This window comes from Pseudoalteromonas sp. SR41-1, from assembly GCF_014164015.1.
Lineage (GTDB): Bacteria > Pseudomonadota > Gammaproteobacteria > Enterobacterales > Alteromonadaceae > Pseudoalteromonas > Pseudoalteromonas distincta.
In genome coordinates this window covers 63,404-82,167 of the sequence record NZ_JACJEK010000010.1, presented here as the reverse complement: position 1 = coordinate 82,167, position 18,764 = coordinate 63,404, and the positions used below count along the sequence as shown (strand labels likewise).

Here is an 18,764-nt window from a genome sequence, read left to right as displayed (position 1 = left end):
TTAAGGTATTAATGTATCAATTTGAAGTTGGTAGTCACTTACACTTTCACGCTTTAACGCCTGTGAATGACCTTCTAGCTCACCAGAGCTTGGCATAACAGAGTCATCGATAGAAATACGCGCCGAAATAATAATATTTTCTGCACTAGATAAGTTAAGCCCTGCAACCATTGCACTACTATCACTCAACTCAACTGTAATTGGAAATGAATATTTAGTAAGCTTAACAGCAGCCAATGGCATAGGTGAGCCAGTTGCAGCTTTTGCAAATATAAACAAAATACCGTCTTTTGGCTGTTTATCAATAAGCTCTTTTGCAATGTCGACTGTAACTGCAATAGCACCCGTTGTAGTAGTAACTGGCATAACTGAGCCTTCACTTTGCATTTGTTGCTCAATATCAGCAATACGTTCGGAGATCATGTTATAACGTGAATCATTTTTTTCCATGCTCGCCAATAAAACTTCAAATGCAGTTTTAGCTTGCGGCCAATCTTTACGCTCATACGCTATCAGCGCTAGTAACGAAATAGCATCTAAATTAGTAGGCTCAACGTTTAGCACTTTTGAAAGCATACCTGCCGCGCGAGTCATATTAGCTTCGCTACCTTCAAGTAATAAAACCTGACTGTAACTAATAAGAACCTGCATATTATCAGGGTTCATACGTAGTGCTTTATCAAATGACTGCTGCGCCATGTCAAATTCATTAAGCGACATAGCCACTCGACCAAGTAGCATCCAAGCAACTTCATCATCGCCAGAGCGGCTAAGTTTAGTACGAAGCGCCAATGCAAAAGCCTGCAGCTCATTTTGACTAAGCGGCTCACCTTTTTGCATTACAGCACGCTCGCCATAATCAGCTAAATTATCCATTGCGTCATGCCAAGCCGAAATTTGCTGCTGACTGCCTGTAAAACTATAAAAAATCCCTGTAAGTGCAAGAACAAATGCACCGCCTGTTAAAGCAAAAATACGGTTATTACCTTTGCTGTTAAGTGATTTCTCTGGTGATAGCTCGTTCAATAAGCGACGTTTTAATTCAACAATTGATTCTGCGTGGTTTACGCTATCAATGCGTTGATTATCTAAATCAATTTGCAAATCGACTAAACGCTGCTCATAAATACTAATTAATTCAGCATTGGCGTTATGAGTAATCGTTTGAACACGCTCTTTTTTTAAAAAAGGTATCATAACAAAGCTAAGAGCAACCAGTGTGAGTAAGGCAAAACACGCCCACATTAAAATCATTTAGCTTTGCTCCTGACGTTTATTTTGTTCAATTAGCTTCGCTAGCAGCATTTCATCGTCGCTGCTCCATGTTTGTTTTACTGATGCTTTTCGTTGGCGAATAACAATAAAACCAAAGCCAACAATTACAATTAACACAGGTAGTACCCACAGCACTAAAGTAGCGGGTGTAACAGGTGGGTCGTAATGAACAAAATAGCCAAAGCGGTCAATCATATAATCAATCACTTCGTCTTTACTTTTACCTTCTTTAACCAATACGAGTACTTTATCGCGCAAGTCTTTAGCAACAACAGCGTCGGAGTCCGCAATGTTTTGATTTTGACACTTAGGGCAACGTAGCTCTTTGGTTAACTCTTCAAACAATATTGCTTGTTTGTTGTTATCAAATTGATAGCGATCTTGCTGTGCAAACGCACCCATGCTTACAAAAAGGCTAAGCGTAAGTAGTAACCACTTCATTATTTAAGCTCCTGCATAATTGGCGCAAATTTAGCTCGCCATACTCGCGGATTTATATCACCGGTGTGATGTAACAAAATAGTGCCGTTTTTATCGACTAAAAAAGTTTCTGGCGCACCCGACACGCCTAAATCCAACGACAAAGTACGGTGTAAATCTAAAATATTAAATTGGTAAGGGTCACCTGCACGTTGCAGCATATCAGTGACTTCGCTGCGAAGTGATTGCATATCAAACGGGCCATCAAAATCAGAGTCGTAACCTTGTACGTAATATAGTCCAATAATTTTAACGCCTTGCTCACGTAACTTAGTTAAATAACCAAGTTCGACTAAACATGTTGGGCACCACGTACCCCATACATTTAATAAGTAAACTTCACCTTTTAACGACTCGTTGGTCCACTGCTTATTGTCTTGCATTAAATCAGGTAAATTAAACGCTGGCATTTCTTGACCTATCCGCCCTGTTTGAATTTCACGAGGGTTGGCAAAAAGACCTTGGTATAAAAATACACACACAAAAGCAAACACTAAAAGCGGCGCAATAGCTAAAATTTTACGATTCATAAAACACTCTCCGGTACATCTTTACGGGCTATTTTAGCTGATGTACGGTAACGTTTATCAAACAAAATCATGAAACCTGCAAATGACATAAGCACGCCACCAATCCATATCCAGCGTACAAATGGTTTATGATAAATGCGAAGTGACCATGCATCACCACTTAATTGCTCACCTAATGCTAAATATAAATCACGTTTAAAACCGGCATCTATTGCCGCCTCAGTCATAAACTGCATACCAATGTCATATTTACGTTTTTCGGCGTGTAAACGTGTTACTAGCTCATTATTTTTAAGCACAGATACAACGCCCGCATGACCGCTGTAGTTTGGCCCACGAATAGTTTTAACGCCATCAAAGCGATATTCATACTCATTAAGCTGTGCTATTTCACCCGGTTTCATCGATACATCACGCTCTACTGAATAAGCCGAGGTAAGTGTTACGCCCGCAATAATAAATGCAATACCAATATGCCCAAGTACCATAGCCCAGTAACTTACAGTAAAGCGTTTTAAGCCTTCTTTTAAGCTCCCGTGCACAGCTGCTTTGGTGTAAATATCAATCCCTGTTGATATTGCAATCCAAACCGCCAGTGTTGTCGCTAATAACGTAAGTGGTTTTACTAAATCGTAACTTGAGAATAACCAAGCGCAGGTAATCACAACACTTGCTAATACGCCCATTAATATTTTGTTTTGTAAGAAAGCCCACTTGTTTTGCTTCCAACGTAAAAGTGGTCCGATCCCCATCAAAATAGCAAACGGTACTAAAATTATTGCAAACATCTTATTAAAAAACGGTTCGCCAATAGAAATGCTACCTAAGCCCATTTCTTTATGAACCATTGGCAACAATGTACCTAACATAACAATTAATGTAGCAACAACTAAAAATATATTATTGAGCCATAAGGCCACTTCGCGCGATACCAGCTTGTATCGTCCTTCACTGTGAACTTGTGACACACGCATTGCATATAACGCCAAGCCACCACCGACAACGATGCCTAAAAAGGCGAGTATAAATAAGCCTCTATCGGGGTCTGTAGCAAACGCATGTACCGATACAATAATACCCGAGCGTACAATAAACGTACCTAGCAAACTTAAAGAGAATGCTGCAATTGCGAGTAATACGGTCCATGATTTAAATATACCGCGCTTTTCTGTCACACTTAATGAATGCAGTAATGCGGTTGCAACAAGCCAAGGCATAAGCGCTGCGTTTTCTACTGGATCCCAAAACCACCAGCCGCCCCAGCCTAGTTCTGAATACGCCCACCAGCTACCAATAGTAAGACCTAAACCTAAGAAACCCCACGCAGTCATCGTCCACGGGCGTGACCATTTAGCCCATGTGTTATCAAGTTTACCTGTTAACAATGCAGCTATAGCAAAAGAGAAAGCAACCGACAGCCCCACATAACCCATGTACAGTAATGGTGGATGAATAATCATACCTGGATCTTGAAGCAGCGGATTCAAGTCACGCCCTTCTACCGGAAAATAAGGAAGTAGGCGCTCAAACGGGCTTGAAAGCAGTAAGGTGTACATCATAAAACCTACACCTAAAAAACCAAGTACACCCAGTACGCGAGCACGTAATACCCAAGGTAATGATTTAGAACGCGCTGCTACAGCAGCGGTCCAACCCGCTTGCATTACTAACCATAATAAAATAGCACCTTCATGACCGCCCCACGTAGAGGTGATTTTATAGTACCAAGGCAGCGTACTACTTGAATGATACGCTACGTAAGATACGGTAAAGTCGTCTGTTAAACTTGCATAAATAAGTGCAGCAAAAGAGATTAGTACAAAAGCAAACTGGCCTATTGCTAAAGATGGAGCCGCACGCATTAACCGAAGATTACCAGTATGCGCGCCCCAAAGAGGAAAAATACACAGTAAAACGCTTAGCACCATGGCAAGCGTTAAAGAAAAATAACCAATTTCTGGGATCATAGCTAATTACCACTATCTAAGTTGTATTTTGGTTTTTCGTGCTTAATACCTTTAACTGCCTCTGCAACTTCTGCTGGCATATATTCTTCGTCATGCTTTGCTAGTACTTCAAATGCTTCAATAACATTAGGCTCGACTAATACGCCCTGCGCTACAATGCCTTGCCCCTCACGAAACAAGTCTGGCAATATGCCCTGATAACGCACAGTCACTAATGGACCTGTATCTATTAGCTTAAAGCTTACTTGTAAGCTTTGTTCATTACGCTCAACCGTGCCTGGCACAACCATGCCGCCAATACGTAACTTTTGACCTATATGTGGTTTTTCTTTGTTAGGGCCTTTGCCATCAATTAATTCGCTTGGCGTATAAAAAAGATTAATATTTTCTTGCAGTGCATAAAGCACTAAACCAATTGACCCACCAATACCAAACAGTACGGCAATAATTACCAATAGTCGCTTTTTACGTCTTGGATTCATGAGATTTGTTCCTGCTTAGCTTTTTTAATTCGCGCTTCACGTATTATTTGTTGCTCCACTGAAGCCATAATACGTTTGGTGTCTCTCAAAGAGTTCACTAAAATACCGAGTAAAATAAGTGCGCATGTACCAAAAGAAAGCCAGACATAAAATCCATAACCTCCCATTGCAATAAAATCAGAAAAAGAGTCAAACTGCATAATTACCCCTTATTTAACAACGAGCGAACCCACGGTCGGTGCTTTTCTCGTTGCAAAATTTCATTTTTAAGACGAATTAAAGTCACTGTTCCAACAAAAGCAGCAAAGGCTAAAATATTAACCATAAGAGGCCAAAACATACTTGGATCTATTGCTTTTGTATCTAGCTTTGTAATGCTTGCACCTTGGTGTAACGTATTCCACCACTCAACAGAGTAATGAATAATAGGTAAATTAATTACGCCAACAATTGCTAAAATAGAAGCCGCACGCCCTGCTGACTTCTTATCTTCAAATGCATGGTAAAGCGAAAGCACGCCAAGATATAAAAATAATAAAATAAGTTCAGACGTTAAACGCGCATCCCATACCCACCAAGCACCCCACATAGGTTTACCCCATGCAGCGCCAGTAATAAGCGCTATAGCAGTAATACATGCACCAACAGGCGCAATAGCAATAACAGCAAGCTCGGCATTTCGTAGCTGCCATACAAGTGCAACGATAGCGGCAATCGCCATTGATGAGTAAGCCCCCATAGATAAAATGGCAGAAGGCACATGAATAAAGATGATACGGTAGCTGTCTTTTTGTTGGTAATCGGCAGGTGCAAAACCAAGCCCCCATACCCATCCAACAATCATACTAACTACGGTAACTACGGCAAAATATGGCAGTAACGTATTGCATAACTGGTATGCACGCTCTGCTTTAGCATAGGGATGTAACCACTTCCACATTAACTTACACTCACTTTTAAAGCTGACGATATGGCAATTGGTGCGCTTATAATAGCAATAAGTAACATTGCACCAAGGATGGCAAGCTGCCCACTATAATCCAGTGACATTGTACTGGTATCGATAGCCGACGTTGCAAAAATCAAAACAGGAATATACAAAGGCAGTACGAGTAAACTCATCAAAATACCCCCTTTTTGTAACCCCACAGTAAGCCCTGCGCCTATTGCGCCAATAAAGCTCAATAATGGTGTGCCTAATAATAATGTTAAAACGGTTGCTGTTAACGCCGTACTTTCTAGGTTTAACAACAATGCAAATAGCGGAGTCATTAATACAAGCGGTAAACCTGTCACCACCCAATGAGCAGCCACTTTAGCAAGTACGGTTAGCGATAATGGATAAGAGGATGCAATTAACTGCTCCAACGAGCCATCGTTAAAATCATCCCTAAACAACTTATCTAAACCCAACATGGTAGAGAGTAATGCGGCAACCCAAATAATACCTGGCGCCATTCTCGCAAGTAGACCGGGCTCAGGCCCTATTGCTAACGGAAATAATGAAATTACAATTAAGAAGAATAAAATAGGATTTACAATTTCGGCGCGCTGGCGAAACGCAAGTTTTACATCTTTGGTAAATACCGCACTAAATAGCAACCAATAAGAGTGTTGACGAGTCATTAGTGGCGATACTCCAGTGTAACCGTTTGTAAGTTACTAAAGTGGGTCGTTAAGTCTTGGTGGGTCGTTAATAAAATGGCACCACCGCTTTGTAAGTGTTCAGTAAAACGCTGCTGTAAAAAGGCGACACCGCTTTTATCAAGCGCGGTAAATGGCTCATCAAGTACCCATAATTTAGCATCACTTAACCAAAGCCTAACAAGCGCTACACGTCGTTGTTGTCCAGCAGATAGCATTCTAACGGGTACATCTTCAAGTCCAACAAGGCCAAGTTGCGCTAAAATAGGATATAAATCAGGCTCATTTATGTAGCCATTAATTTGTAACCAGTGGCGAACATTTTCAACTGCACTAAGCTGAGTACTTACACCTGTTTTATGCCCTATAAAAAGCAGCTCTCTGGCATACTCTTCATAGTACTTAGATATAGGTTGATCTTGGAACAGAATAGACCCTTCATCAGGCACAGAAAAGCCAGCAATAATACGCAGTAGCGATGTTTTACCAGCCCCATTAGGACCCGCTAATTGCATGATTTGACCGCTATTAAGGCTAAAATTAAGATCCGCAAACAAACAACGATCTTGCTTGATGCAGGTGACGGACTTAATGTGTAACAAGATGACGATTCTCTCTGCCAAAAATTAGGCGTTAGTCTACCATAATGATAGGGTAATACGAATATTGCTTTATAATCGATTAACAAAAACTTGATTTAAAATAATGAATACACCAACGCAAATAACATTATCTAACTCATTGGTTATCAATCAATCTGCTCACAGCCAGACCAATGAGTTACCACAGTTACCTAGTGAGGTACTTGCGGCTAAAAACATCCAATTTTCGAAAGACTCGATTACGCTTGATGTATTTATTGATAAGCATTGGCAAACACTAAGGCTTGGCACTACAAGCGCACCACAAAACCTGCAAAAAATAGTCAGTGCTAACATACAGATCAGCCCTGATGGTAAGCAGCTCAACATCTCGCCAAACAGTACAACCCTTACTTTAAATCAGCCAGTACAATTGCAGCGCTTGTTAAATTATGTAAGCACGGGCACTGAGGTACAAAGCCAACCAATGGATGTACAAGTTGCTGTATCCCCTTCTCCCAAGTTAGTTATTGATAAACTCAACGCAAGTATTGCCATAAATAAAGACGTAGCCCAGTTACTTACAACTGAACAGCCCTTAAAAGTAGTTGTTAGTACGACTAATAAAGGCGCGCAGATTAATATTATTAACCGCTTTGCTGATACGGTTCACTCGCAACCACTTAGCCAAACTAAACTTACTAATTTACTCGCGGCCTTGTTACCCAGTGCACAGCTTCAAGTAACACCAAAACTGGCTATTTTAACTCATCCTCAAAAGTCAGGTTCATTTACAACAACTATCACTAATCAACAACTTGCCGAACTACCGAATACACCTATTAAAGTAAATTTAGTCAACCAGGCAGATAAATTATTTATTAAAACCGATACAAACAATATAAAAGTAACGCTTAACAACTCATTCTCAAAACCATTTAACGAGTTACTTTTAGCGCAAAAAAGCAATGCACCTGAAGTAGCCGTTTCTGCGAGTAATATTAAAGTAAATCCATTATTGACCCTAAATAGTCCAATAAAATCGTGGCTACAAAATAGTTTTAGTGATTTAAAAACGCGAATTAATGATGCGGTTAAATATTTTGAAAATAAACCTTTTGCTACAATAAGTAAATCTGAGTTAACGCAGCTATCAACTTCGCCCGCGCAACAAAAAACGTCTTTAGCTATACAACTGAGTGAAACACCGCTAAATAGAGTTAACATTACTCAAAGTGTGAGTACTGCGTTAAATAACAATACGAGCAATATTTTGCCAGAGCACTTTTCAAGGCTCCCGCCGATTGTACAATTAACGCAACTAGTAAAAGGAAGTGTTAGTGTTTGGCAAACACCTGCAAACACAGCAACAACCTACACGCCAATAACAAATAATACTACCCCAGGTGAAGTGGCGAGCGCTAAGCTAAGTGATTTAAAAGCAAGCCAATTAAAACCCCTTATTACTAGTGAAAACAGTAAACCGAACGCCTTGGTTAACCCTACCAATGAAGTAGTCACTAAGGGACTTACCACCTCCTCAGCACAGCTTGCAATAAACGATAATAATCAAAACAACACAAGCACAGTGAACACTAAAAGCATTACCTTGTTAACTGAGCCGTTATCTAATGCGCCCTCTCGTAGTCAAATGCTACAACCAATAGAAGCAAAACTATTAAGTACATTATTAAAGCTTCCTGATGCCACAACCCCTACAGATAGGCTGGCTTACAATAAACAACTTTTAAGCAGTCAAATTACTGATATTACAGATAAGGCAACAAAAGACACCCCTGATTTAACTCGCTTAATTAATCAGGCATTTAACCGTATGGTTTCAAGTAATAACATAAACCCTGCAACCATACAGCGTGAGATACTTGCTACTTTACAGCCCACTCAACTAGCGGGTGATATGCTGCAAAGTAGTTTCACTAAAGGGCTTGAACAGGTGGCTGTGAGTATTTTAGCTGCGCCTCTCATTAGCCAATCAGCAACGCCTATCAGTTTTAATAATCAAACTGGCTTAGATGCTCTCTTACAAGTACTTATACCTACTTTTAAAATGGGTAACACGGGAGCAAAAATGCTTGAACAGCTTCAACAAGCTCAAGTACAAGCTTTGGCCAGCGAAATCGTACACGTTAAAAACACACTTACCCAAGTAAGTGTCTCAACACCAAATCAACAGCCAGACACAAACCCGCTTGCACAATTTTTATTACCGATGAGATTACCTCCAGAAGCAGCCCAAACAGAAATAACACTTGGACAGTATAAAAAGCCAAGCGCCGGTAAATTAGAAGATAAAAATGTATGGTTTGTCAGATTAAACTTTGATTATGCCCAACTTGGGCAGCTACAAATTACTGCTGAGTTAATGAATAAAGCACTCGATTGCCAGCTATTAGCCTCGAGCCAAGAAGTAAGTGCAATTGCTCATCCTCACTTAGATAATTTAAGATCAAAACTAGCTAAACATGGCTTACAAGTTGGCGAGCTCAACTTAAAGAGAGGCGATGCCAACAATCAGGCATTCTATAAATCTCACGCAATTATTAATATTAAGGTTTAGCTATGAGTGAAACACCGATTAATAAATCAGCCATTGGGCTTTTGTACGAAGCTGGAAACACACCCACTGTAAGTGTTAAAGGGTTTGGTGAATTAGCTGATGAAATAATAGCAGCGGCTAAACTAAAAGGAATTATGATCCACGAAGATGCAGCACTTGCTAAAACGTTGTCACATTTAGAGTTAGGAGAAGAAATTCCCAAAGAGCTTTATTATGTTATTGCAGAGCTTATTGCGTTTTCGTATGTATTAAGAGGTCAATTTCCGCCAGGTTGGCAGGATTTTCAAGGTAAGTTAAATATTAAAGCTTGAGCCAATTTATTCGCACATAAAAAAAGGCGCTAAGCACCTTTTTGTTTATGTAATGAAAATAGTAATTCGGCTTCTGCTCGTGGTAGTTCGCACTCGCGTATTACTTCATCAAGGTCTGCACCTAACTCAACCATTTTTACAGCACGAGAGTAAATTTTAGCATCAGGGTCATCGTATTTTTGCGCCGCTTGCTGTTGCATTAAATCTTGGTTTTGTTGTTCGACTTCAAGCACTCGCTTACCAATACTTAAGAGCCCGGTTCTAATCTCCGAAATTTCACTGCGCAAAATATGAGTCTGCTCAGAGCTATCTTTAAGCTGCTGCGATACAGCATTAATTTCATTCGCGTGTTTATTTTTTAATGCAATAATTAACGCCAGCGATATAAGTCCTACCGCTAACGCTGATATAGCTATACTAAGTAACACCATAATTTATTTGGTAAAGCTTATATATCGCTTAACTCATCCCATTCGTCATCACTGAGTAACTTATTTAAATCAACCAAAATCAGTAATTCATTATCGCGGTTACAAACACCTTGAATAAACTTAGCGCTTTCTTCAGTACCAACATTTGGCGCACTGTCGATTTCAGAGCTGCGCAAGTAAACCACTTCCGATACGCTGTCGGCTAAAATACCAATAACTTGCTCTTCTGCTTCAATAATTAAGATGCGAGAGTTGTCAGTTGCATCAGCAGCTAGCAAACCAAAACGTGCGCGAGTATCAATAACGGTAACAACGTTGCCGCGTAAGTTAATAATACCAATCACATATGAAGGTGCACCTGGTACAGGAGCTATCTCTGTATAACGAAGTATTTCTTGTACTTGCATTACATTTACGCCGTAGGTTTCTTCCTCTAGCTTAAACGTAACCCACTGTAAAATTTCATCGTTATTATCTGCGTTTTTATTTGCTGACAGTAATTTATCTTGATTCATGCTATTACCCCGTAATGGTCATTACTACTGACGGCTATCTAAGCCTTTCTCTAATAATATATTTAAATTATCTACGTCTATCAAAGCACACATTTTTTCTTTTATAACGCCAGCAAGCCATGGGCGCTTGCTTTTATTTGTACGCCATTTTACATCTTCTTTACTCAATGTAATGTTATTTATCAACTTTTCAGCTAATAAACCCCACTGGCTATCACCTAGTGTAATCAAATATTGATAATCTAAAGATGCCTCTAATTTATCATCATATTTTTCTGGCATAACCCAACGCGCAGTATCAACAACATTAAGCTTTTCTTCTCTGTTGAGCATAACGCCTTTAAACCATTTCGGCTTACCAAACAAATGATTTACTTCACCTAATTGATGTATTCCACCAAGTGCTTTTAATGGCACAGCCAAGGTCAAGCCAGCAACTTCAAAAAACAATGCCTGAAATTCACCATCAAAATAGTCTGATTGGCTAGTAGTTACAATCTCCAGCTCTGGCTTTTCTATAGTAGTAATTGCAGGTGCTATTACTTCCTCGTCAACCACTTCATTAACTTTTTCAGTTTCAAACGCTGGCTCAGCTATTGGCTCAATTTCAACATTGAGCAAGTCATTATCAAATGTACTCTCTGCTGCTTTTAATTGTTCTATAGGTTTTGAATGAATATGCTGTTGTGAATCATCTGGGATTTGCTCAAGTAATTTTGCAACTGGCTCAAGGTTATCTACAGGCTCATCTTCACATAACAAAGCCCCGAGGTATTGTTTCATTACTTTTTCATTAGCAAACAATTGCTTACTCATTCATTAACCTTGTTCAATTAAATATTCTAGCAGTGCTTTATATGCGTATACACCGCGCGAGCGAGGACAATACTCTACAGGTACTTTTTGTGCAAAGCTTGCATCTCTAAATTTGGTATCCACCGGTATCACACCTGGCCAAACTTTATCACCATATGTACTTTGCAATGTTTTGTATGCTTCTAACGATGCTTTGGTACGTTTGTCGTACATGGTAGGAATTATAGTATATTGATAATCTTTTGCTTGAGAGGATTGCATCAAATCCATAGTACGCATCATTCTATCAAGCCCTTTGAGTGCTAAAAACTCCGTTTGCACTGGCACTAAAATTCGCTCACTTGCTGCAAGCGCATTGACCATTAACACCCCTAAAACTGGAGGGCAATCTAAAATGGCATAATCGTAATGTTCGCTAATTTTTGCAAGCGCTTTTTTTAGTATTAACCCCATCCCTGTTTTATTACCCATACTTCGATCAAGTGTAGCTATTGCCATAGTCGCAGGTAAAATATCCAAGTTTTGAAGTGTTGATGGACACAAAGCTTGGAGTATCTCTTCACTTTGCATACTTGTACCACGGGCAAAAATATCGTACACACTGACTTCTAAATCCTCTGAGTCAATGCCAAAGTAATAAGTGAGTGACGCATGAGGGTCTGTATCTATAAGCAATACACGTTTACCTTGTAATGCCAAAATACCGGCAAGGCTCACTGCGGTTGTTGTTTTACCAACCCCTCCTTTTTGATTAGCGACAGTCCAAATCTTCACATTACATCCTAATTACTGTTCATTGCGCGTTGTTATGCGAATACCGCCATGAGGCAAACGAATTACTTTTATTGTATCGTCATCTGAAGGAAGTTCAATTTCAGGTTCAATCACTGCAGGCTCATCAGCTTGCCCGTCACTTTTAACCTCTTGTTTTGGCGGTAATCCATACTTAGAAAGTGCGATAACAACTTTACGATTTTCTGCGCGCCCTTGTTCTGTATCGTTACTTGCAAAAGGTGAATATTGGCCATAACCTTCTATCGCCATTCTAGCTGAATTAATGCCTAATGCTTCCAGCTCTACTAAAATTGACGTGGCTCTAGCTACCGACAGTTCCCAGTTCGAACGAAATATCTCATTACGAATACTTTCATCATCAGTATAACCTCGTACTCTTACATAGTTATCTACTGGTGCAATAATATCTTTAACAATCTTGACGACCTGCTTTGCTCGAGAGTGTGCAACTGAACTACCGCTTGAAAATAACATACCTGAGCTTAGCTCTATAATCAGCCAATCTTGGTTAAGCTCTAAACTGGCTTCTCCATCACGGATTTCATCAATAAGCGCTGACTGTAATTTAATTAATAAACTATCAAGAGGTTTGCCTAAATACTTTTGCTGGATATTGCTTGTATCACTTTGGCCGTCGAGTAGCTCAGGACCTTGCTCTTCTTTTAATATACTTTCGCCATAAAGAACTTCTTGTTCAGGTGTCACTCTATCTGTCAATATTCCATTACCGTTGACACCTTCACCTTGCTGGGAGTATTGGCGAGCTGACTTATCAAAAACCTGTTCAAGGGAATCTGACAATATTTGGAATTGTTCGTCTTTATTAATCGCTATCGCATACAGAACCACAAAAAAAGCAAACATAATAGTCATGTAATCGGCATACGATACAAGCCAACGTTCGGTATGTTGACTTTTAGCAGCAGAGTGACGAAGTCGTCGGCGTAACATGTTATTCGTCCACTAAATTAGGGCGCTCTACACGATAGGCTTCAAGCTTTAATTCTATATTTACTGGGCTTTCACCTATGCTTATTGCAATAACGCCTTCAGCAAGCATTTCATGGTAAAGCATTTTTTGCTCTACACGCTGTTTTAACTTATTTGCCATAGGTAAAAACAATAAATTAGCTAAGCCAACACCATAAATGGTCGCAATAAATGCCGTTGCAACGCCGGCACCAAGCATTTGTGGATCGGTAATAAACGACATTGCCTGTATTAAGCCAAGCACCGCACCTAAAATACCAATGGTAGGGCTGTAACCCCCCATTGCTTCATAAACACGCGCGGCTTCAAGCAAACGATCGCGTTCTAGCAGTAAATCAATTTCAAGCGTGTCTCGTAGTTTTTGCTCTGAGCAGCCATCGACAAGTAAGCTTAAACCTTTTGCTGCATACGCATCTGGGTGAGCTAAGGCTTCATTCTCAAGCGCTAAGTAACCTTCTTGACGTGCTTTATGAGACCATCGTTTAACTTGCTCTATTGCGTCTTCAATATCGTATTGTGGTGCAACAAAAACCCACGAGCTCATATTTAGCATTTTTTTGAATGTGCTAGCAGAGGTTTGCAACATAACAGCGCCAAGCGTGCCACCAAGTACAATAATAAGCGCAGGGCCATTAAATAAAGCTGAAACAACACCGCCTTCTAAAGAATAACCTAAACCTATTGCACTAAGTGCTACCAATAGTCCAAATATTGAGAGTTTATCCACAACCTACCTCTCTCATTATACGTGCTGCAACATCGCTCAATGCTAAGCTTTCACTTGAAAGCCCCGCATTAGCAATTGCTTGAGGCATTCCATAAACGACACAGCTTTTCTCATCCTGTGCCCAAATAGTTGCACCCGTTTGTTTTAACATTCTTGCACCATCACGACCATCAGCGCCCATACCTGTTAAAACAATAGCAAGTACATCACCTTGGTACGTTTTAGCTGCACTAGCAAACGTTACATCTACGCTTGGTTTATAACTTATTCTCTCGCTATGATCTTCAAATACGCGCAGCGTTCTATTTGCTCCACGCCCCTCTACCATCATCTGCTGCCCGCCAGGCGCTAAATAAGCAGTTCCTGGTTGTAAGCGATCGCCCTGTTGTGCTTCTTTCACTTTTATTTGGCACAAACCATTTAAGCGCGCTGCAAACGCGGGTGTAAATGCAGCTGGCATGTGCTGAATAAGTAAAATAGGGTGAGGAAAATTAGCAGGCAATTGAGTCAATATAGTTTGCAAAGCAACAGGACCACCTGTAGAAGTACCAATAGCTAAAAGTTGATATTGTTTTCCACTTGCTCGCATTGAGGCAACATTTGAACTTGTCGATGCAGCAGGCGCAGCTCTTTGAAAGCTTCTATCAGGCTGCTTGATTTGAGTTGTTGATGTGCTTGTTCTTTGCGAAAGTGAACTTGTTGGTTTCGTTGAAATGGATGGTTTAACTGGTGTTGCCGCTCTAAATGTTCGCGGTAAACGTCTTCGCCCTATATCTTTTACTTTACTTTGCAAAAGCTTAATTGCATCTTCATTATTGCGTGCAATATCTTCAAATTTTTTCGGTAAAAAATCCATTGCGCCAGCATCTAACGCATCAAACGTTGCTGTTGCACCATCACGTGTAAGTGATGAAAACATTAAGATAGGAGTTGGGTTACTCGCCATTATCTCTTTAACTGCGCTAATACCATCAAGCACAGGCATTTCGACATCCATGGTGATCATGTCAGGACGCAATTGAGCTGCTTTCTCAACAGCCTCTCTGCCATTAACAGCAAAGCCTATAACTTGTATATCGCTATCTTGCTCAAGGATTTCGCTTACTCTACGGCGAAAAAAGCTTGAATCATCAACAACTAAAACTTTAACGGCCATTTAGCTCTCTTATTAAATTTATGCGTAGGTATATATTAAATATATACCTACTTTATTATTAGCCTGCGTAATGTTTTAACATGTTTGGAACGTCTAAAATCAGTGCAATGCCACCATCCGAAGTTATTGTAGCCCCTGCCATACCTGGCGTTCCTTGAAGTAACGCATCAAGCGGCTTAATCACTACTTCTTCTTGGCCAATTAATGAATCAACAACAAAGCCTATTTGTTGCGTACCAATTTGTACAATAACGACGTGACCTTTAGATTTTCGCTGAGAACGATCTGAGCCTTTTACTAACCAATGCTCAAGGTAAAATAACGGTATCGCCTTTTTACGCACAATAATTGTTAATTGCCCATCAACTACATTCGTCTTCGTTAAATCTAAATTGAATATCTCACTAACACCAGCCAGTGGTAACGCAAATGTTTGTGCGCCAACAATGACCATTAATGTCGGTAATATAGCCAAGGTAAGTGGTACTTTTATTTCTAAAATAGTACCGACACCAAGTTCAGACTGAATGCTTACGGAGCCATTAAGTTGCGTGATCTTAGTTTTAACTACGTCCATCCCTACACCCCGGCCTGAAATATCAGATATTTCTTCTTTTGTAGAAAAGCCAGGTGCAAAAATCAGGTTATATGCTTCGGTGTCAGAAAGTCGACTCGCTTGGTCATGATCGAGTACGCCTTTACTAATTGCAATTTTTTTCAGTTTTTCAGCATCCATACCTGCACCATCATCTTTGATGGTTAGCAAAATATGGTCGCCCTCTTGAGATGCTGATAAAGTAACATTACCTGTTCTAGACTTACCTGCAGCTTCACGAACAGCGGGCATTTCAATACCATGGTCAACTGAGTTTCTAACTAAATGCACAAGCGGATCGGCAAGTGCTTCAACTAAGTTTTTATCTAGATCGGTTTCTTCACCAATTAGCTTTAAATCAATATCTTTATTTAAGCTACGTGCTAAGTCGCGTACAACGCGAGGGAAGCGACCAAATACTTTCTTAATTGGTTGCATTCGCGTTTGCATAACCGCACCTTGAATATCCGCAGTCACTACATCTAAGTTAGAGATTGCTTTACCCATCGCTTCACTGTCTGAGTTAGTCGCTAAACTAACCAAACGATTTCGTACAAGAACTAACTCACCAACCATATTCATAATTTGATCGAGTCGTTTTGTATCTACGCGAACGGTGGTCTCTGCTGCTGGTGGCGCTGATTTTTTTGGAGCTGCTGCTGGTGGTGCTTTAGCTGCTGGCTTCTCTGGCGCTTTTTCAACTGGTTTTGGAGTAGGAGCTTTAGCTGGCGCAGCTTTTTTTACTGGTTCACTCACTTGTTTAGCTGGCGGTGAAACAGGTTCAGGTTGTTTTGCAGCTGGCGCACTTTCTATCGATTTAGGAGCAGTGCCTTTACCATGAAGTTCATCAAGAAGCGCTTCAAATTCGTCATCACTAATTTCATCATCTGATGAATTAACTGCATTAGCCGCTGGTGTAGCTGGTTCTACAGGTGTTTTATTGGCATTATTTTGTTCAGGTTTGCTAGTAACTTCACCAAAACTGCCAACACCATGTAACTCATCTAATAAGCTGTCAAATTCATCATCAGTAATATCACCATTAAAATCACTACTACTTGCTACTGGTTTTTCAACTGCAGGACCTTGTCCTTTACCGTGCAGCTCATCAAGTAAGCTTTCAAATTCGTCTTCAGTGATTTCATCTATTTCAGCATCGCTAACCGAAGGCGCCCCGCTAAATAGTTCATCAAATGCAAACGGATCTTCATCATCAGCTACCGGTGTATCCACCACTTCATTATGAGGTTGTTCAACCTCTGTTTGTGAAGAGGCTTCAGTGGCTTCGGCTTCTGTTGGAGGTAGACCTAAGATATGAAGAGTATGAAGTAATTCAGGATCTGCAGGTTCAGGCTTGTCTCTGTTTTGGATAGTCGCAAACATCTCATTAATGGTGTCTAGTGCTTGTAAAATAACATCCATTAACTCTGAGTTGACTGTTCGCACGCCTTGACGTAGTAAATCAAATACGTTTTCAGCACCGTGACAAGCATCAACAAGTTCTGTCATAGCTAAAAAGCCTGCACCACCTTTTACAGTGTGAAAACCTCTAAATATAGCGTTTAGTAACTCGGTATCTTCTGGATTATTTTCCAGCTCAACTAACTGTTCAGATAAAAGCTCTAGGATTTCTCCAGCCTCTACAAGAAAGTCTTGTAAAATATCTTCATCGACTTCAAACATGCAGTTACTCTCCTCTTAGAAGCCCAAACTTGATAAAAGATCATCAACTTCATCTTGATCAGATACAACATCATTACGCGATTCTTTATCAATAATAGGGCCTTCAGGACCTGCTAAAGTTTGTGTGGCAACTGGTTCTTTTATTTTTTGTTGTTCTACTTTATTCGCGGTGCTGTTAGTGTCGTCTTGTTCAGCAAACGCAGTTAAAAGATGAAGTAAACTTTCTTCTACTTCCCTAACAAGTTCAATAACACGGCGAATAACTTGACCTGTTAAGTCTTGATAGTCTTGAGCCATTAGTACATTTGTCATTAAGCTTTGAAGCTCATCAGTCTTATGATGAGAGTTGTTCATAAACTTATCGATGCTATGGCAAAGTTGCTTAAACTCACCAAGCTCAATCTCGCGGCTCATTAAACGATCCCATGTCGGTTTGATATGAGATATTTCGTTCGCTAACTGTTGGGCTATAGGTAAACTGGCCTCCACTGCATCCATTGTTTTATTAGCCGCATTTTCTGTCATTTCTATAACATAATTAAGCCGCTTTTTAGCATCTGGAATCGCATCTGTCGTTATATCAGTTAAGCGAGTATCAAGCTCAAAACTTTTAAGGGCTTCGTGCAGTTGACGAGTCAACTTTCCAACTTCAGCAAATAATTCAGACTGCTCTTTAGATGCAGCCTCTAAAATCAACTGATTTGCTTTATCTTGCTCATCATTTTCTAAAAAAACAACGAGCTGACGAGCTTGTTCTAACGTTATTTGAGGCGCAGCTGGTGCTGGCATAAGCCTCTCCCCCATCATTAGCCTAAGCGTTCAAATACTTTTTCTAATTTAGTTTTTAATGTTCCAGCCGTAAATGGCTTAACAATATAACCATTCACGCCAGCTTGCGCTGCAGCTATTATTTGTTCTTTTTTAGCCTCTGCCGTTACCATTAATACAGGGATATGTTTTAACTTCTCGTCTGCACGTATTGCCCTTAAAAGATCAATACCCTGCATTCCAGGCATATTCCAATCCGTAACTACAAAATCAAACACTTGATTTTGCAACATAGGCAAAGCTGTAGACCCATCATCAGCTTCTTGAACGTTAGTGAAACCTAAGTCACGTAACAGGTTTTTTATAATGCGTCTCATTGTTGAAAAATCATCAACTACAAGAATTTTCATGTTTTTATCCAAAACATCCCCCAGTGAGGT

The 18,764-nt window shown here is 40.1% G+C and carries 21 protein-coding genes; 2 read left to right on the top strand and 19 right to left on the bottom strand.

All coding sequences use genetic code 11. The features are described from left to right. Genes ccmI through ccmA form a run of 9 tightly spaced genes read right to left on the bottom strand, consistent with a single transcriptional unit; the run spans position 1 to position 6,980 of the window. Positions 1-1,254, bottom strand: a complete 1,254-nt coding sequence (gene ccmI / locus H5118_RS10555; RefSeq protein ID WP_182748777.1) for a c-type cytochrome biogenesis protein CcmI — start codon at positions 1,252-1,254, stop codon at positions 1-3. Beyond that, positions 1,255-1,716, bottom strand: coding sequence for a cytochrome c-type biogenesis protein (locus tag H5118_RS10550; protein ID WP_002959280.1), 462 nt, complete (start codon positions 1,714-1,716; stop codon positions 1,255-1,257). Next, positions 1,716-2,285 carry a redoxin family protein gene (locus H5118_RS10545; protein WP_024595354.1) on the bottom strand — a complete coding sequence of 190 codons (570 nt, stop codon included), beginning with the start codon at positions 2,283-2,285 and terminating at the stop codon, positions 1,716-1,718. Before H5118_RS10545 ends, H5118_RS10550 begins: the two co-directional genes overlap by 1 nt. Then, positions 2,282-4,252: a heme lyase CcmF/NrfE family subunit gene (locus tag H5118_RS10540; RefSeq protein WP_182748775.1), complete on the bottom strand. Its 1,971-nt coding sequence runs from the start codon at positions 4,250-4,252 to the stop codon at positions 2,282-2,284. Before H5118_RS10540 ends, H5118_RS10545 begins: the two co-directional genes overlap by 4 nt. Before the next feature lie 2 nt (positions 4,253-4,254). Continuing rightward, complete coding sequence (ccmE, locus tag H5118_RS10535; RefSeq protein ID WP_002959283.1) at positions 4,255-4,734, bottom strand: cytochrome c maturation protein CcmE; 480 nt, start codon at positions 4,732-4,734, stop codon at positions 4,255-4,257. Beyond that, the gene (ccmD, locus tag H5118_RS10530; protein WP_002959284.1) at positions 4,731-4,934 is read right to left on the bottom strand and encodes a heme exporter protein CcmD; all 204 of its coding nucleotides are present in this window, start codon (positions 4,932-4,934) and stop codon (positions 4,731-4,733) included. Before ccmD ends, ccmE begins: the two co-directional genes overlap by 4 nt. Before the next feature lie 2 nt (positions 4,935-4,936). Next, on the bottom strand, positions 4,937-5,674 hold the full coding sequence (locus tag H5118_RS10525) for a heme ABC transporter permease (protein WP_002959285.1): 738 nt from the start codon (positions 5,672-5,674) through the stop codon (positions 4,937-4,939). After that, positions 5,674-6,360, bottom strand: coding sequence for a heme exporter protein CcmB (gene ccmB / locus H5118_RS10520; RefSeq protein ID WP_002959286.1), 687 nt, complete (start codon positions 6,358-6,360; stop codon positions 5,674-5,676). Before ccmB ends, H5118_RS10525 begins: the two co-directional genes overlap by 1 nt. Beyond that, positions 6,360-6,980, bottom strand: coding sequence for a cytochrome c biogenesis heme-transporting ATPase CcmA (ccmA, locus tag H5118_RS10515; RefSeq protein WP_182748774.1), 621 nt, complete (start codon positions 6,978-6,980; stop codon positions 6,360-6,362). Before ccmA ends, ccmB begins: the two co-directional genes overlap by 1 nt. A 103-nt stretch (positions 6,981-7,083) precedes the next feature. Between ccmA and H5118_RS10510 the strand changes: the two genes are divergently transcribed. Together H5118_RS10510 and H5118_RS10505 are read left to right on the top strand one after the other, a co-directional pair. Further along, on the top strand, positions 7,084-9,537 hold the full coding sequence (locus H5118_RS10510; protein ID WP_182748772.1) for a flagellar hook-length control protein FliK: 2,454 nt from the start codon (positions 7,084-7,086) through the stop codon (positions 9,535-9,537). A gap of 2 nt (positions 9,538-9,539) precedes the next feature. Further along, positions 9,540-9,848: an EscU/YscU/HrcU family type III secretion system export apparatus switch protein gene (locus tag H5118_RS10505; protein WP_138488715.1), complete on the top strand. Its 309-nt coding sequence runs from the start codon at positions 9,540-9,542 to the stop codon at positions 9,846-9,848. 29 nt (positions 9,849-9,877) lie between these two features. Here H5118_RS10505 and H5118_RS10500 read toward each other — a convergent pair whose 3' ends face one another. Genes H5118_RS10500 through cheY form a run of 10 tightly spaced genes read right to left on the bottom strand, consistent with a single transcriptional unit; the run spans position 9,878 to position 18,746 of the window. Next, the gene (locus H5118_RS10500) at positions 9,878-10,279 is read right to left on the bottom strand and encodes a DUF2802 domain-containing protein (protein WP_024595394.1); all 402 of its coding nucleotides are present in this window, start codon (positions 10,277-10,279) and stop codon (positions 9,878-9,880) included. Between the two features lie 17 nt (positions 10,280-10,296). Further along, a complete protein-coding gene (locus tag H5118_RS10495) occupies positions 10,297-10,794 on the bottom strand; it encodes a chemotaxis protein CheW (protein ID WP_002959294.1) in 498 nt (165 codons plus the stop codon). Positions 10,795-10,818: 24 nt separating this feature from the next. Next, positions 10,819-11,610 (bottom strand): chemotaxis protein CheW, encoded by a 792-nt coding sequence (locus tag H5118_RS10490; protein ID WP_182692849.1) that lies wholly within the window; start codon positions 11,608-11,610, stop codon positions 10,819-10,821. A gap of 3 nt (positions 11,611-11,613) precedes the next feature. Next, the gene (locus H5118_RS10485) at positions 11,614-12,384 is read right to left on the bottom strand and encodes a ParA family protein (protein ID WP_002959298.1); all 771 of its coding nucleotides are present in this window, start codon (positions 12,382-12,384) and stop codon (positions 11,614-11,616) included. A gap of 12 nt (positions 12,385-12,396) precedes the next feature. Further along, the gene (locus H5118_RS10480; protein WP_182748770.1) at positions 12,397-13,356 is read right to left on the bottom strand and encodes a flagellar motor protein MotB; all 960 of its coding nucleotides are present in this window, start codon (positions 13,354-13,356) and stop codon (positions 12,397-12,399) included. 1 nt (position 13,357) lies between these two features. After that, positions 13,358-14,122: a flagellar motor protein gene (locus H5118_RS10475; protein ID WP_024606204.1), complete on the bottom strand. Its 765-nt coding sequence runs from the start codon at positions 14,120-14,122 to the stop codon at positions 13,358-13,360. Next, entirely contained in the window at positions 14,115-15,278 is a 1,164-nt protein-coding gene (locus tag H5118_RS10470) for a chemotaxis response regulator protein-glutamate methylesterase (RefSeq protein WP_182748768.1), read from the bottom strand. Before H5118_RS10470 ends, H5118_RS10475 begins: the two co-directional genes overlap by 8 nt. Positions 15,279-15,336: 58 nt before the next feature. Further along, complete coding sequence (locus H5118_RS10465; RefSeq protein ID WP_182748766.1) at positions 15,337-17,556, bottom strand: chemotaxis protein CheA; 2,220 nt, start codon at positions 17,554-17,556, stop codon at positions 15,337-15,339. Between the two features lie 15 nt (positions 17,557-17,571). Continuing rightward, positions 17,572-18,345, bottom strand: a complete 774-nt coding sequence (locus H5118_RS10460) for a protein phosphatase CheZ (protein ID WP_182748764.1) — start codon at positions 18,343-18,345, stop codon at positions 17,572-17,574. A 17-nt stretch (positions 18,346-18,362) separates the two neighbouring features. Beyond that, on the bottom strand, positions 18,363-18,746 hold the full coding sequence (gene cheY, locus H5118_RS10455) for a chemotaxis response regulator CheY (protein ID WP_004588308.1): 384 nt from the start codon (positions 18,744-18,746) through the stop codon (positions 18,363-18,365). Between the last annotated feature and the right edge of the window lie 18 nt (positions 18,747-18,764).